Source organism: Wolbachia endosymbiont (group A) of Yponomeuta plumbellus (assembly GCF_947251575.1).
Taxonomy (GTDB): Bacteria; Pseudomonadota; Alphaproteobacteria; order Rickettsiales; family Anaplasmataceae; genus Wolbachia; species Wolbachia pipientis.
In genome coordinates this window covers 787,992-803,226 of sequence record NZ_OX366353.1, presented here as the reverse complement: position 1 = coordinate 803,226, position 15,235 = coordinate 787,992, and the positions used below count along the sequence as shown (strand labels likewise).

The following is a 15,235-nucleotide window of genomic DNA, read 5'->3' as shown; positions in this document are numbered from 1 at the left end:
ATAGCATCATATATTACTTAACCTTACAATAATTTTTTTATTCTTGCTGCTTCTTCAAACTCCAAATTTTTAGCATGCTCTATCATTTGCTTTCTCAAATCATCCTTATTAGTATTTACTTTCGGTTCTGCTATTGCCCTCTCCTGTAAGGTGTTTGATATAGGTTTTATTATAGTCTTCGGGATAATATTGTGCAATATATTATGTTCTTCTTGTTTTTTTCTTCTTCTTTCGGTCTCTCTCAATGCACGATCTAAAGAACCAGTGATTTTATCTGCATACAAAATTACTCTACCTTCAGCATTACGTGCAGCACGACCAATCGTTTGAATTAATGAAGTTTCCGATCGCAAAAATCCTTCTTTATCAGCATCCAAAATTGCAACCAACCCACACTCTGGAATATCAAGACCTTCCCTCAGCAAGTTAACACCTACTAAAACATCGATTTCTTTAGATCTCAATTTGTATATAATTTCTATTCTCTCCAGCGCAGCAATATCAGAATGCAAATAACTCACTCTCATATTCAATTCACTCATATATTCAGCTAAATTTTCAGCCATCTTTTTCGTCAATGTAGTGATTAAAACACAAAATCCCTTCCCTATTGTCACTTGTGCCTCATGAATTACATCATCAATTTGACTCTCTATTGGTTTTACAATGCAGATTGGGTCTGTAAGCCCTGTTGGACGGATAACTTGCTCTATAAATACATTATTGGTCTTTGCCAACTCATACTTTCCTGGAGTGGCTGAAATGTAAACAGTCTGCGGCCTAACTCCCTCCCACTCTTCAAATTTTAATGGACGATTATCAAAAGCGGAAGGGAGCCTGAAGCCATAGTCAATCAATTTCTTTTTACGCGCCTCATTACCACTGTACATCGCACCAACCTGAGGAACGGTGACATGACTCTCATCAACAAATAAAATTACGTCTTTGGGTAAATATTCAAACAAAGTAGGCGGTGGATCCCCAGCTTCCATTCCATAGAGATAACGCGAATAATTTTCAATACCTTTACATATTCCTGTTGTTCTCATCATTTCGATATCAAAATTAGTGCGTTGCTCGAGGCGCTTTGCTTCAACAATCTTATTTTGCGAGTAGTAATAATCCAAGCGTTCATGCAGCTCTTTTTTGACTAGTTCAATTGCCTGCAACAAAGCCTCACGCGGGGTTATGTAATAGCTATTTGGAAAAATGGTGATTTTATTTACGCCTTTGGTAACATTGCCCGTTATAGCATCAACTTCAGAAATTTCTTCTATTTCATCGCCAAATAACGATAAACGCCAAGCTTTATTTTCATAATGGGAAGGAAATATATCAATAATATCGCCGCGCACTCTGAAATATCCTCTCTCAAACCTGGCATCAGAGCGCTTGTATTGAAGATCAGTTAAGTTGCTCAGGAAATCATTAATACGAATTTTATTTCCAACACTAAGCGGTATGATCATGCTGCGGTAGCTCTCAGGCGAACCAAGACCGTATATGCAGGAAACACTGGCAACTACGATCGTATCCCTGCGCTCCAAAAGGGAGCAGACGGTGGAATAACGCAGCATCTCAATTCTTTCGTTAATTGCAGAATCTTTTTCGATATAAGTATCAGTTTGTGGTAAATAGGCTTCAGGTTGATAATAATCATAATAAGAAATGAAGTATTCAACAGCATTATGGGGAAACAATCCTTTCATTTCCTCATAAAGCTGTGCTGCTAAAGTTTTATTGTGTGCCATAATTAATGCAGGCCTGTTTGTCCTTGCAATAACATTTGCCATAGTAAAAGTTTTCCCAGAACCAGTAACTCCAAGCAAAACCTGATCTCTTTTATTGCTATTTAGCCCTGCAATTAAGCTATCGATTGCCTGTGGTTGATCCCCAGCCGGTTGAAAATGTGTAGCGATTTGAAATTCCATAGACTTTACTTACTATCTTTGATTCATTGTATAGTAAACACTATATTGCTTTTAAGATAAGTTGTATAGCTATCGTAAAGCCATAAAACATTAACCAACAATGTCATGCAAGTAGCTGACACTGGAATCTTGTTTCAATGTTAAACAAAATACCATAGAATTCAAGAAGACAATTCCTAAAAAATCCCTACATCCAAAAAAAGGCAAAATGCTGCTTGAATAAGCTAAATTTTTTTAGATGCAAAAACAATAAAACATAGTTGATACTAAAGTTATAGTACTCCTATGACAACGTTACAAAAATTAAGGAAATGGATAGCTCTGATCAATTGGAATAGTATTTTCAGGTACCGGTGGTCAATATGACATTTTTAAAATAAAGATTTAGAACCTGTTTAAAATCTTCTCAATAGAAGAGAAATGAAGGAAAGAACGACCATTTGTAGGCTAGTGTTAAGTTTTCGCTCGCAATTTTTCCACAATCGTCTGCATTTTTCTAACCAAGCGAAAGATCGCTCTACAACCCATCTTTGTGGCAATACAGCAAAGGAATGTAATTCACTTCGTTTTATTACTTCTACAGTTGCTCCAATAATCGTTTTTATTTTAGTTGCAAAATTTTCTCCTGTATAACCTGCATCGACCAGTATATTTTTAACTTCCGAGAGGTTTTCTTTTGCGCTTTCAACCATTCTCACAGCACTGCTAACCCCAGTTGTAAATTAGAAAAAATAGAAAAGGTAAGGAAATAGGGTAAACTCCGAGGTATTTGATATTCATTCCTAAAATAGGAGGTTACCAATGAAAGAGAAAGTAACAGAAATCTTTTGTATAGTCGATGATTTTTGCAATACAGTCGATGAAAATTTTGCAGAAAAACTTCTACCAAGTGGCAAAAAACCAACCAGGACGCCAGAGATTACGCATTCAGAGATTTTTACCATAATATTGCTATATCAAGTGCGACAATTTTAAAATTTTCTATGTGCATTATTTGAAATTATTATACGAATCAGCGTTTCCAAAATTGCCATCCTATAGTAGGTTTATCAGGTTAAAATCGCAGATTTTATGGTATTTAGCGCTCTTAATGCAATGGTTTTGCGAACAGTCAAAAGTGACAGGGATTTCGTACATAGATGCAACATCTATCGCTGTTTGCCATCCAAAAAGGACCTCGAGAAACAAAGTTTTCAAAGGGTTGGCAAAGATTGGAAAGACTACTTATGGGTGGTTTTTCGGTACATCTAGTAATCAATGAAACTGGCGAAATTCAAGGGGTTACGGTGATAAAAGGCAACGTTGATACCTGTGCCAAATTTAACTAAGAAATTGACTGGATTATTGTTTGGAGATAAAGGATATATCAAAAAAGATCTTTTTCACGAATTATTCGATAGAGGGTTAAAGCTTGTAACCAGTATAAAAAAGGGTACGAAAAACTCATTAATGGAGCTAAATGAGAAGATTTTGTTAAGAAAAAGATCGATTATTGAGACAGTTTTTGGCTCTCTGAAAAACAAATTTGAGATTGAGCATACTCGCCATAGATCACCGATAAATTTTTTGGTACACATTTTTTCTACGCTTGTTTCATATTCCATACAGCCGCTGCATTTCTAAGCTTTACTTCGTTGGCTAATCCGCAACTGGGGTATATAGGGTTGACACCAAGGCAATATTCTTCTGGAGAAGTTGATCGGCATGGCAGCATATCAAAGATGGGACCACCGGAATGTAGAAGTATGTTATATGAAGCTGCACAAACAATGCTTACAGTTACCAAGAGGACATTTAAATTAAAAAACTGGGGTTGCGAAGAAAAAAGGAATGAAAAAAGCAATTGTAGCAGTAGCAAGAAAATTAGCTGTAATTATGCATAGGATGTTGGTTGATAAAACAGAATTTTATTATCAATAAACATCAAAAGAGCATAGGACAATAATTTTATTGAAAATAAAGATAGCAATGCCGATGGAAGGGACAAGCAAGAACTTAGTTAGACTTCGTGGTAATACCAATTCCCGCTACACAAGTAACGGATAGACAATAATAGAAAAAAGCCATACTGAAGTAAGTAAAGTAGCGAGGTTTAAATGGCATTAAGATCAAAATTATTGGATGAAAAAGTGGTGGAATCAGCAAAAGAAATGCTGAAGAAAGTAAGAAATAACGCATATGTTGCAAAAAAACTAAATGCTGTAATTGCAGCAAAAAAGCACAGTATAACAGCCGTAGCAAAGATATGCTGCATTTCAAGAAAGGCACTTACTGCATGACCTAAAATTTGGCAGAGAAGAAAAATTATTTGCTCCGCCTCAACGCCGTAGAAAAACTATATTGAATCAAAGTCAACGTGAACAAGTTGAGGTGTGGATAGAGGAAAACCCCAATATTACTATAAAAGAAATGAAAATAAGAATTCAAGAAAAGTTTGGTTTGAATATCAGCAAATCTACAGTACACCGTAATATGCAAAGAATGAAATTCTCATATATCACACCAAGACCAGTGCATAACGGACAAGATAAAAGTAAACAAGAGGAATTTAAAAAAAAATCTTAATGAAACTATTGTCATGTATCCTGAAAAAGAGCTATTTTTCTTCGATGAATCGCGGTTTGGCACACATTCAAAGATTGGACACGGGTGGTTTAAAAAAGGCATTAGGACACAGGTTAAGGTAAAACTAGGTAGGCAAAATTTTTATCTCTATAGTGCAGTTAATCCCAGAAATGGAGAAAGTTCTAGCTCAAACGTCAATACTGATTGTATGAATATATTCCTTGAGCAGATGTCACAATATTTAGGAACAAGGGAGGCATTTCTTATCATGGATTGTGCTAGTTGGCATAAGTCAAAAAATTTAAAAGTACCTAAAAATATCGACATTATATACCTACCACCATACTCACCTGACCTCAATCCTGTTGAGAGGTTTTGGTTATATATAAAACAGAACATTTTGTGTAACAAAATCTACGACACAATTGCTTTGCTTGAGAGCGCTTTGTGCAAATTTATTACCTCTCTTTCTCACTCCGCAATTAAAAAACTCTGCAATGCCGCTTATTTGATTCACTAGTAATGAGAATTGGTATTACATAACCATATAACATTGGGAATAGAAACGAAAAAACTTCCTTGACACCCTTCGCCAGCCCCCTTATCATAACAGTGAAGCTATTGTATTTGCTTTCGCCAATCTGCAGATTAAAAGGTAAGGATTACTTAATGTATCGGCGTCTTATGTTCAATTTTTTGCAGTATATAGATACTGTATGTCTTTACAAAACTTCATCTACATCTAGATTTTTATCTAAATAAGCTGAACGCGCTTATAAAGCGTTACAAGACATCAAAAAATGCCAATACTCGACAGAGATAGTAAAAGACTAGCTAACTCGGGGATTCTTTGTCTTTTTTTCTGCTTAGTAAATTTCTTAAACATTTGCAGCGTAAGTTAGTTGCAATTAAAAGCGGCTGAATCTCGCTTGTCAAGCGTTTAAAACATAAAAAACGCCAATATTTTAAAGCAGATAATAACCCCAGGGCTTCTTTTGCCTTTTTTTTATTTGGTAAATTTCTTAATATTTATGGCTAAACGACAACCGTCATCCCGCTACTTGTTAGCGGGATCTAGAGATACCGCGGCGGTATGACATAGGGAACCCTTTCTTGGGTTAGCTATAGATTTACTTCGCATATTCAGCTAATTTTTATTACAATTACAACAAAATAATTTTGGCTTTGATGAAAACTGTATATGTATGTCAATCCTGTGGTCACAGCACTGGTAGGTGGGTAGGGAAGTGCATCGCATGTGACAATTGGGATACAATTGTTGAGGAAATAGCAGTAAAAACGGGCAAAAGAAGTATATCTGCACCAATTTTAATAAAGACGTTATCGGGTAGCGAAATTATCACTCCAAGTCGTTTTTTAACAGGAATAGAAGAATTAGATAGAGTTTTTGGTGGGGGTATCGTTCAAGGTGCTAGCATTTTAATTGGTGGCGAACCTGGTATTGGAAAATCCACCCTTTTGCTTAGAATTGCAGCTAATGTTGTGCAACTTTCCTCTTTTGAATGTCTTTATGTATCCGGCGAGGAGTCTTTAGAGCAGGTGAGTCTCAGAGCAAAGCGTCTTAAGATAAATGAACCTAAAATTAAGCTTTTATCTACAGTGTCTTTAACTGATGTAGTAGCAACAATAAAGGAAAACAAAAGTATTAAATTCTTAGTAATTGACTCTATACAAACAATGTATGATAGCAGAATTACATCGGCACCAGGAACTGTAACTCAGGTTCGTACTTGCGCACATGAATTAACTATTCTTGCGAAACAATATGGTGTTTCTCTTTTAATAGTTGGTCATATAACTAAGGATGGACAAATAGCTGGACCCAAAACTCTGGAGCATATGGTGGATACGGTATTATATTTTGAAGGTGAAAATAGCAATCAATATCGCATTTTGCGTACTATTAAAAATAGATTTGGCCCTGCAAATGAAATTGGTGTTTTTGAGATGTCTGAAGCAGGACTTGTGCCTGTTGATAATCCATCATCATTGTTTCTGATGGCCCATGACAGAGAAGTAGTTGGCAGCGCCGTATTTGCAGGAATTGAAGGTTCAAGACCAATTTTAATGGAAGTGCAAGCATTAATAGCAGGGACTAATATGGCAATCCCAAGAAGGGCAGTAGTTGGGTGGGATATTAATCGATTGGCTATGATCATTGCGGTGCTAAATGCTCGTTGCAAAATGTTTTTGCATGATAAAGAGGTATACCTAAACATTGCAGGGGGACTCAAAATACAGGAACCATCGGCTGATCTTGCTGTTGCTGCTTCCCTTATTTCAAGTGTAGTAAATTTACCGCTGCCAACTTCTTCAATAATCTGCGGTGAAGTTGCACTTTCAGGAGAAATTAGGAATGTCTCGCATGCTGATCTCAGACTAAAAGAAGCACAAAAGTTAGGATTCAAAAAAGCAATTATGCCTAAAAATGGCAATTATTCTTCTCATGATATTGAGATAATTAAGCTTGGTCATGTAAGGGAATTAAGAGAAGTCTTTAATTACAATTAAATAATGCTTCAGCAAATTCTTTACTAGTAAACTCCCTTAAGTCCTCTATATTTTCGCCAATTCCTATAGCATGTAACTTTACCTTATAAGCTTCTGCAAGTCCAATTACTACTCCGCCCTTAGCGGTGCCATCTAGCTTTGTTACGATTAGCCCGGTAACATGGACCATCTTACTAAATGCCTCTAATTGGCTATAAGCATTTTGGCCGGTAGTTGCGTCAAGAACTAAAATAACGTCATGAGGGGCAGTATCATCCAATTTCTTTATCGTTCTATATATTTTTGATAACTCCTCCATAAGGTTCACATTATTTTGCAGCCTTCCTGCTGTGTCAATTAGAACAACATCAACGTTATCTTTTATAGCTTGACTTACAGCTCTATATGCCACACTTGCAGAGTCGCTACCGTACTCTCCAGTAACAATCAAGCAATCAGAACGTTCTGCCCAAATGTTTAACTGCTCACTAGCAGCAGCTCTAAATGTGTCACACGCAACAAGCATAACGGATTTTCCCATCTCCTTATATTTATATGCAAGCTTACCTATAGTCGTGGTTTTACCATTACCGTTTACTCCGCATACCATTATTATATGTGGTTTTTTATTTAAAATTAACGGCTGTACAACTGGGCTCAATATAGCTTCTATTTCGTTCATTAACTGCTGCGAGATAATATTATGTTCAACTTCCTTGTCAAACTTGATGCTTGTGAGCCTATCGATAATCAACTTAGAAGTTTTATGACCAATGTCCATGCTAATTAGCAATTCCTCTAATTCATCTAAAAGCGACTGATCTAATTTTTTTTTGCCAGAAAAAATACTTTTCACCCCGTCGCTAAAGCGAGAAGAAGTTTTTAACAAGCCTTTATAAAGGTTACTAAACAAACTCAAGGGAATACTCCTTTTTAAATTATAAACTTAATGACAACATAGAGACGCTGATTGTAAAGAAATACACGTATTATGTGTATTTGTAAAGTTAAACAGTCGTTTTACGGGAATTTTGAAAGTAAAAATCACGTAAAACGATTGTTTTCCTTTAGTTTTTAACCTAAATATGTTATAATGTAAAATAGCAGTTTATAGGTAATTTTATGAGTTATAATGAGAAAATTTTAGATCATTATGAAAATCCAAGGAATGTTGGCTCTCTGGATAAAAATGATCCAAATGTTGGTACTGGTTTAGTTGGTGCACCATCGTGCGGTGATGTAATGAAATTGCAGATAAAGGTCAATGACAAAGGTGTTATTGAAGATGCAAAATTTAAAACTTTTGGTTGTGGTTCTGCCATTGCTTCAAGTTCCTTGTTAACAGAGATGATAAAGGGAAGAACCATCAGTGACGTTACACAGATAAAGAATACTCAAATAGTGGAAGAGTTGTCTTTACCTCCAGTGAAGATACACTGTTCGGTACTTGCTGAAGATGCTATAAAGGCTGCTATTCATGATTATCAAAGTAAGCAAAAGAATTAAGAAGCATGAGTGAATATCAAGAAGTAGGCGGAGGTGAAACTGTAAAAAAGAATAGAAAACTTATCACTATAACTGCGAAAGCAGTAGAAAGGATAAGGTATTTATTGGACCAAAAGAAGCATACTAACCTTGAGAAACCGGAAGAAGCAATAGGAATAAGAGTGCTAATTAAGCAAAAAGGATGTTCTGGTTTAAAATATGATATTGAATATGCGTATGATACTCGTCCTTTAGAGTCGATAATTGAGGAAAACTGCAGTGATGACCAAAAAGTTAAAGTGTTGATCGATCCAAAATCCGTCATGTTTATTCTTGGCTCTGAAATGGATTATGTAGAAGAAAAATTTTCATCGGGTTTTGTTTTCAAAAATCCTAATGAGAAAGGAAAATGTGGTTGTGGAGAGAGTTTTCATGTCTAGCAGCTATTTTACATTGTTTGAAATTGAACCAACTTTCAATATCAGCTTTGATGAGTTAGAGAAAAAATATATTGAGCTAAGCAAAACTGATATAAATGAAAGACAGTCCCAAAACATGGAAAATATTAACAGAGCTTATCAGATACTAAAGTCACCGCTAAAACGTGCCGAGCATTTGCTAGATTTTTTTGATGTGAAAAGCCAAAAGGACCACTTAAATTCTGAAATATTAAGTGAATCAATGGAAATAAGAGAATATTTGCTGGACTGCGATGATTTACAATTTGCAAGCAGGATGATTGATGAAAAAATAAAAGATTGCGTTAAAAACCTAATTAACACTTTTGCTATAAAGAATTTTGATGGAGCTGCTACACAAGTCTTAAGATTGAAATATTTATATAAGTCATTTGAGGAGGTGAAAAAGAATGCAACCAATTCAAATTTCTGAACCAAATTCAAGTGAAGTAATTTTTGGTATAGATCTTGGTACTACCAATTCTTTGATTGCTATGGTAAATAAAGCTGGTAACGTGGAGATATTTGAAGATGAACAAGGAAGAGAACTGCTGCCTTCTGCTCTTTCATATGAAAATAATACATTAAAAACTGGCTACGATGTCGGTCAAAATGCAATCTACTCAATAAAGCGTTTAATGGGTAAAAGTGTTGAAGAATTAAATAAAGAAGGCGTCAATTTTGAAATAGATCATGAAAGCGAAAAAGTTATTAGAATAAAATGCGCAGAGGAAAAGTATCTTACTCCTGTTGAGATTTCTGCTGAGATATTAAAAGCTTTATGTGAGAGGGTAAAAAAGTCTAAGGGACTGGAAGTAAAAAAAGCAGTGATTACTGTGCCAGCTTACTTTGACGATTCAGCACGTAACGCAACTAAATATGCGGCAAAATTAGCTGGAATAGAAGTTCTTCGCCTCGTTAACGAGCCAACCGCTGCAGCGCTTTCTTACTCCATTGAAAAGAACAATAGCAGTGGAATATATGCAGTGTATGACCTTGGTGGCGGAACGTTCGATATTTCGATATTGAAATTGCATCAAGGAGTGTTTCAAGTTCTTGCAGTTGGTGGTGACACCAAACTCGGCGGTGATGATTTTGATCATTTGCTGAGTTCAATTGTGATTGATAAGTATAGAGAAAAGACGGCCAAGCAACTAAATTCCTTACTTATCGAATCACGCTCTGTGAAGGAATATCTGAGCAAAAACACCTCAGGCATTTTTGAATTCAGCATTAACGGCAAGCCATTTGAATGTGAAATTACCAGAGAAGAATTCGAGCAGGCAATCAGTTCTTTGGTCAATAAGACTATCAATATAGTCACTCGTACTATAAGCGACATAGATCTTAAAATTGATAATATAAAAGGAGTAATTTTAGTTGGTGGTGCAACTAGAACACCATTGGTTCAAAATTCACTAGTCAAACTCTTTGGAAATAAAGTGCTGAATGACGTGGATCCAGATAAAGCAGTTGCCATTGGGGCAGCTCTGCAAGCTCATGATTTAACTTCGAGCTCAAAAGATAGGAATATTCTCCTGGATGTTCTACCTTTATCACTTGGCATAGAAACTATGGGAGGCATAGTTGAAAAAATCATACCAAGAAATACGCCACTACCAGTTTCAGAAACAAAAGAGTTTACAACTTATTTTGATGGGCAAACAGCAATGAAAATTCACGTTTGTCAGGGAGAACGTGAAATGATAGAGGATAACAAATCTCTAGCGCAGTTTGAACTAAAAGGTATACCGCCACTACCTGCAGGTTCTGCAAGAGTTGAAATAGAATTTACAGTTAACGTTGACGGAATCTTGACTGTTACTGCAAGAGAAAAAACTACTGGAATCGAGCAGACAGTTGAAGTAAATTCAAGTTTTGGCTTGAGTGAAGCTGATGTTCAAAATATGGTTAACCAGTCAATAAACAGCTTTGATGAAGATATGAAGGCTCGTTCCCTTGCAGGCGCTAAAATTAATGGAAATAAACTCATACACTTGGTTGAAAACAATAATAACCTTTCCACTGATCAAAAGTTGAAAAACCTATTACAAAATGCAAAAAACGCTTTACAAGGCAATGACTTGAATGAAATTAACAACACTATCGCCGAGTTAGAAAATTCTTCTTTAGAGTTGTGTGAATTAACAAATAGGTAGAAAAAGCTTACACAACCTTGTGCAATACCCTATTTAATCTCAAAGCAACAGGTAACCTGAAATTAAATGGTAACCAATCGACCTTCCCCAGTTTAAACGATAAACCAACTATACTTACACGCCCAATGATATTTTCCATTGGTACAAAACCAACTTCAGGAAACCTGCTATCCAAAGAATTATTTCTATTGTCTCCCATAACGAAAAATTGATCGTTAGGTACATAATAAACCGGAGTGTTATATGATAGCTTATTAGAAATGTCATCTACCAAAATCTCATGTTCCTTGCCACTTAAAAGCGTTTCTATATATCTTGGTATGTTACGATTTGACTCATAATCAAAAAAACTTTCAATTTGCCTTCGCTCTACTTTCTGATCATTTAGGTATAATTCTCCCTCTATCATTTGCACTTTGTCACCTGGTGTTCCTATTACTCGCTTAACAAACCTGATGCTGTCATTTCTTGTGGGTTTGAAAACTACTATGTCGCCACGCTTTGGAGGGGTATAAAAAATCCTGCCGCTAAAAATGTTTGGAGAAAATGGAAATGAGTGTTTACTGTAACCGTATGAATATTTACTAGTAAAAATGTAATCCCCTTCAAGTAGGGTGCTTTTCATTGAACCAGAAGGTATATGAAATGGCTCGAATAAAAAACTACGTATTGACAGCGCAATCAACAGTAAAAAAAACAATGAAGATAAAAATCTTCCCGTTCTTATCACCCAGTTTTTGCTTAGTTCTTCCAACTTTGTTTTTCTTATAGATTAAGCTTATTATAATACATAAATTAAAAAATGGTAATATGAAATTTTACTTGTGAATGTTATTCCTCTATTCAAAACGATTTTGAAAAGGCGGTTCATTTCTTTCAACGGTGTCATCCAAGTAGCGTGACACATAACTGTACGAACATTGCAATTTGCAGGTGGCAGATGAAAGTAGCTGATGCACATCTGTACGAACATTTGCTTTTGTTAAGGTAATATGGTGTTATGAAAGTAGCTGACACTGGGATGGCTTTGTTGCATCGCTACTTATGAAAGGCTAACTATAGTTAGGATTATAAGCAACTTATTGAAAATCTTGTTTTTTTTTGCAATCAATCTGATCAAATTTAAGAATAGTAATTTGTTATTTATATTAATAAATTTAATTCTATTGAAAATAGCTAAAGCATTGAAATTCTTGAATTTTAGCCGGATTGGTAAATGGTAGTGAAATTTCTTTTACTCAAATTTAGGTATTCACTGACCGTTCTTGTTATAAATACCAGAATAATAAGCTACTGATATTCTCCACCTTTTTTTATCTTTAATCCATCATAGCTAGCGATGCAACAAAGCCCACTGGGATCCAGGTTGTAACCGTTCACGGATTGTGAGAATGAATAAAGAACTAAGCAGTCGTAACTTTTGGAAGGGATTTTGGCCATTGAGACGTGATGTCAAAAATATCGACAACATTCTTTCCACAAATCTTTCTCCATGTTCCGACCAGGTGAAAAAGCTGTTTTTACGATAGCCGTCTAATTTGCCGTTCTGCAAGGTTGTTGATTGACTTCAGGCTTTCGTAAAAACTTCCACACCATATCCTCGGCCTTAACATCTTAATGGCCATTCTCAAACCATTTACAAGCCTTGTCATTTCATGCCCCCCCTTTTGCATTAGTTGTGTAGCATCTTTTAATATTAGCAAGGCCTATAATAGTGCAACACTGCCTTACGTATTGCCAATCCAAATTCTACTTGCTGTAAAATAACACAATCTGCTACATCGCTGCTAATCTCAATCCCTCTATTTATTGGCCCTGGGTGCATAACAATCGCATCTGGTTTTGCGTATGATAGCTTTTGTAAATCAAGTCCATACAAATGAAAATATTCTTTCTCTGAAGAACTATTATTCATGCGCTCTTTCTGCAATCTCAAAAGCATAATTACGTCAGCATCCTTTATACCTTCAATTAATGAATAATGGACTGAATCTACTTCAGGAAAATGCTTACAAATCAAAGTTGGTGGTGCGACCAAGTTTATCTCTGCTCCAAACATTTTTAGCAATCTTATATTTGATCTTGCAACTCTACTGTGCAGAATATCTCCACATATCACAACTTTGAGGTCCTTTATTTGCTTTTTGTGATTGCTGATTACAAGATAGTCTGCAAGAGCTTGAGTTGGATGTTCACTACTTCCATCGCCTGCATTGATTAGCGAGCAGTTAACATACTTTGCCAGTGTATTAATGATACCACTACTTTTATGCCTGATTATTATGTAATCAGGATTCATTGCATTTAATGTTTTGATCATGTCTTTTAGATCTTCTCCCTTGTTAATAGAAGAAGATCTTATTGGCAAAGTTACAACATTTGCTCCAAGGCTTTTTGCTGCTATTTCAAAAGACGCAAGTGTACGCGTTGAATCTTCAAAGAATAAATTTATTACTGTCTTATTTTCCAAGATATGACTATTTGCAACTTCTTTTTTAAGGTACTGGTTGGCCAACTTAGTTATATTTTCTACATCATCGACTGTAAGGTCTGAGATGTTTAACAAATTCCTTCTCTTGTTCATAATTTCCTTTTAACATGCAATTGTTATCCAACTACTTGAACCAATTCTACTTTCTTATTATCGTTTTTCAATAGACCTCTTGTGCAGCAATTGTTTTGGTGGAAGAACGGAAAAAGATAGTAAAGTCAAAATTAAGTTAGAAGGAAGAAAAAGTTCAGCAAGTTAAGAGTAAGGTACATTAGCATAAATCTTTCATCCCAATGTTTAGTGGCACTGGAGATTACTTCCACTTACACTCATCCGCTATCATAACAGCCTCAAAAAGATGCTTCTCAAGTTCACTTAGAGGCAAATCACTTTGTGAATAATTTCCCCAAGATTTTAGTATATCGGAAGTTTCAACGCCTTCAATAATAGGATATTCTTGGTTTTTTTTAGCGTATAACTCTTGAGCCTGCTTGCTTACTAAAAATTCCAATAAGACTATAGCATTTTCCCTGTTTTTTGCGTTTTTTGTTACTGCTGCACCACTGATGTTTACCATTACACCGTGATCGTTGCGATTAGGAAAAAAAGCCCCTAGCTTGTCTGCAACATTCTTTTTATTTTCTGATGAAAGAATTCTCGCAAAGTAGTAGCTGTTTACTATTGCAACATCTCCCTCACCCGCTGCTACGGCGTAAATTTGATCAGTATCACCACCACTTGGTTTTCTTGCCATATTGCTCACAATTCCGCTTACCCATTCTTTCGTCTTTTCAAAACCATTATTTGCAATCATAAAAGCAATTAACGATCTGTTATATGGACTTGTAGAAGAACGCACTAATATTTTTCCTTTCCATTTTTCATTTGCTAAATCTTCATAAGTACTTAAGTCCTTAGGGTCTACTGACTCTTTATTGTAAACCAATATCCTAGCTCTTTTTGTAAGACCAAACCAATAATCTTCACTGTCTCTAAATCTTGCAGGTATAACACTTTTTAAAACCTCTGAATCTACTTGAGATAAAAGTCCTCTTTTTTTTGCTAGAATTAAGTTGATTGCATCAGCAGTCAAAAATAAGTCAGCTTCACCACCGTTTTCCATTCGTGAAAGTAGCTGAGAATAATCATCAATGATGTAACGTACTTTAATACCTGTATTTTTCGTGAATTCATCAAACAAAGTACGTACTAATTCTTCTTTGCGCGATGAATAAACATTTACCACTTGTGAGTCATTAGTTCCGTCGTTTCTGTATAAATAAGTAATAACTATCAATATAATTGCTATTAAGGATGTGAATATAAAGGCTTTTTTCATATTGGATAAAAAATAACTTCTTTCAGTTAAAGTTACCAAGATGGTACAACTTTAGCAAGTGTAAAGTTCGTTAGATAAATCATAAAAACTTCCTTGACAAACTCCGCCAGCCCTCTTATCATAAAACTGAAGGTATTCAGTTATCTTCATCTGTGCAGATTAAACAGCAAGAAAACAACGTAGTTGGCGTCTTATTTTTAATTTTTTGCACTATGTGCACCTTATGTCTTCACAATATTTCTAGGTTTTTACCTACACAAGCTGAAACGCGCTTATAAGTCGTTTAAGACAGTATA

11 protein-coding genes and 3 pseudogenes are annotated in these 15,235 nt (G+C 35.5%); 8 read left to right on the top strand and 6 right to left on the bottom strand.

What is annotated here, in order from left to right:
• Nucleotides 1–23: 23 nt before the first annotated feature.
• Nucleotides 24–1,931, bottom strand: a complete 1,908-nt coding sequence (gene uvrB / locus OPR39_RS04005) for an excinuclease ABC subunit UvrB (protein ID WP_141457217.1) — start codon at nucleotides 1,929–1,931, stop codon at nucleotides 24–26.
• 395 nt (nucleotides 1,932–2,326) lie between these two features.
• Nucleotides 2,327–2,647: pseudogene (locus tag OPR39_RS04000) on the bottom strand (transposase); the annotation flags it as partial.
• 85 nt (nucleotides 2,648–2,732) lie between these two features.
• Here OPR39_RS04000 and OPR39_RS03995 point away from each other — a divergent pair.
• The 4 genes and pseudogenes from OPR39_RS03995 to radA all read left to right on the top strand — a co-directional run bounded on the left by OPR39_RS03995 (nucleotide 2,733) and on the right by radA (nucleotide 7,028).
• Nucleotides 2,733–3,573: pseudogene (locus tag OPR39_RS03995) on the top strand (IS982 family transposase).
• Nucleotides 3,566–3,814 (top strand): IS110 family transposase, encoded by a 249-nt coding sequence (locus tag OPR39_RS03990; RefSeq protein WP_041573533.1) that lies wholly within the window; start codon nucleotides 3,566–3,568, stop codon nucleotides 3,812–3,814. The pseudogene OPR39_RS03995 and the gene OPR39_RS03990 overlap by 8 nt, the downstream one beginning before the upstream one ends.
• A gap of 213 nt (nucleotides 3,815–4,027) precedes the next feature.
• Nucleotides 4,028–5,016 (top strand): annotated as a pseudogene (locus tag OPR39_RS03985) (IS630 family transposase).
• A gap of 668 nt (nucleotides 5,017–5,684) precedes the next feature.
• Nucleotides 5,685–7,028 carry a DNA repair protein RadA gene (gene radA, locus OPR39_RS03980; protein ID WP_265039146.1) on the top strand — a complete coding sequence of 448 codons (1,344 nt, stop codon included), beginning with the start codon at nucleotides 5,685–5,687 and terminating at the stop codon, nucleotides 7,026–7,028.
• On the opposite strand, the gene ftsY is transcribed toward radA, so the two are convergent.
• Nucleotides 7,015–7,926, bottom strand: coding sequence for a signal recognition particle-docking protein FtsY (gene ftsY, locus OPR39_RS03975; RefSeq protein ID WP_015589234.1), 912 nt, complete (start codon nucleotides 7,924–7,926; stop codon nucleotides 7,015–7,017). The two genes, radA and ftsY, sit on opposite strands and share 14 nt — an antisense overlap.
• Before the next feature lie 203 nt (nucleotides 7,927–8,129).
• Between ftsY and iscU the strand changes: the two genes are divergently transcribed.
• The 4 genes from iscU to hscA are packed head-to-tail and all read left to right on the top strand — an operon-like array spanning nucleotide 8,130 to nucleotide 11,109.
• Complete coding sequence (gene iscU, locus OPR39_RS03970) at nucleotides 8,130–8,513, top strand: Fe-S cluster assembly scaffold IscU (RefSeq protein ID WP_007548853.1); 384 nt, start codon at nucleotides 8,130–8,132, stop codon at nucleotides 8,511–8,513.
• A 5-nt stretch (nucleotides 8,514–8,518) separates the two neighbouring features.
• Entirely contained in the window at nucleotides 8,519–8,932 is a 414-nt protein-coding gene (locus OPR39_RS03965; protein ID WP_174516985.1) for a HesB/IscA family protein, read from the top strand.
• Nucleotides 8,925–9,383, top strand: a complete 459-nt coding sequence (locus OPR39_RS03960) for an iron-sulfur cluster co-chaperone HscB C-terminal domain-containing protein (RefSeq protein ID WP_015589237.1) — start codon at nucleotides 8,925–8,927, stop codon at nucleotides 9,381–9,383. The genes OPR39_RS03965 and OPR39_RS03960 overlap by 8 nt, the downstream gene beginning before the upstream one ends.
• Nucleotides 9,361–11,109 (top strand): Fe-S protein assembly chaperone HscA, encoded by a 1,749-nt coding sequence (hscA, locus tag OPR39_RS03955; RefSeq protein ID WP_141457223.1) that lies wholly within the window; start codon nucleotides 9,361–9,363, stop codon nucleotides 11,107–11,109. The genes OPR39_RS03960 and hscA overlap by 23 nt, the downstream gene beginning before the upstream one ends.
• 7 nt (nucleotides 11,110–11,116) lie before the next feature.
• Here hscA and lepB read toward each other — a convergent pair whose 3' ends face one another.
• The 3 genes from lepB to OPR39_RS03940 all read right to left on the bottom strand — a co-directional run bounded on the left by lepB (nucleotide 11,117) and on the right by OPR39_RS03940 (nucleotide 14,939).
• Nucleotides 11,117–11,863, bottom strand: coding sequence for a signal peptidase I (gene lepB / locus OPR39_RS03950; RefSeq protein ID WP_010962911.1), 747 nt, complete (start codon nucleotides 11,861–11,863; stop codon nucleotides 11,117–11,119).
• Between the two features lie 942 nt (nucleotides 11,864–12,805).
• On the bottom strand, nucleotides 12,806–13,693 hold the full coding sequence (locus tag OPR39_RS03945) for an aspartate carbamoyltransferase catalytic subunit (RefSeq protein WP_015589239.1): 888 nt from the start codon (nucleotides 13,691–13,693) through the stop codon (nucleotides 12,806–12,808).
• 220 nt (nucleotides 13,694–13,913) lie between these two features.
• Nucleotides 13,914–14,939, bottom strand: a complete 1,026-nt coding sequence (locus OPR39_RS03940; protein WP_010082338.1) for a Fe(3+) ABC transporter substrate-binding protein — start codon at nucleotides 14,937–14,939, stop codon at nucleotides 13,914–13,916.
• Nucleotides 14,940–15,235 lie beyond the last annotated feature (296 nt).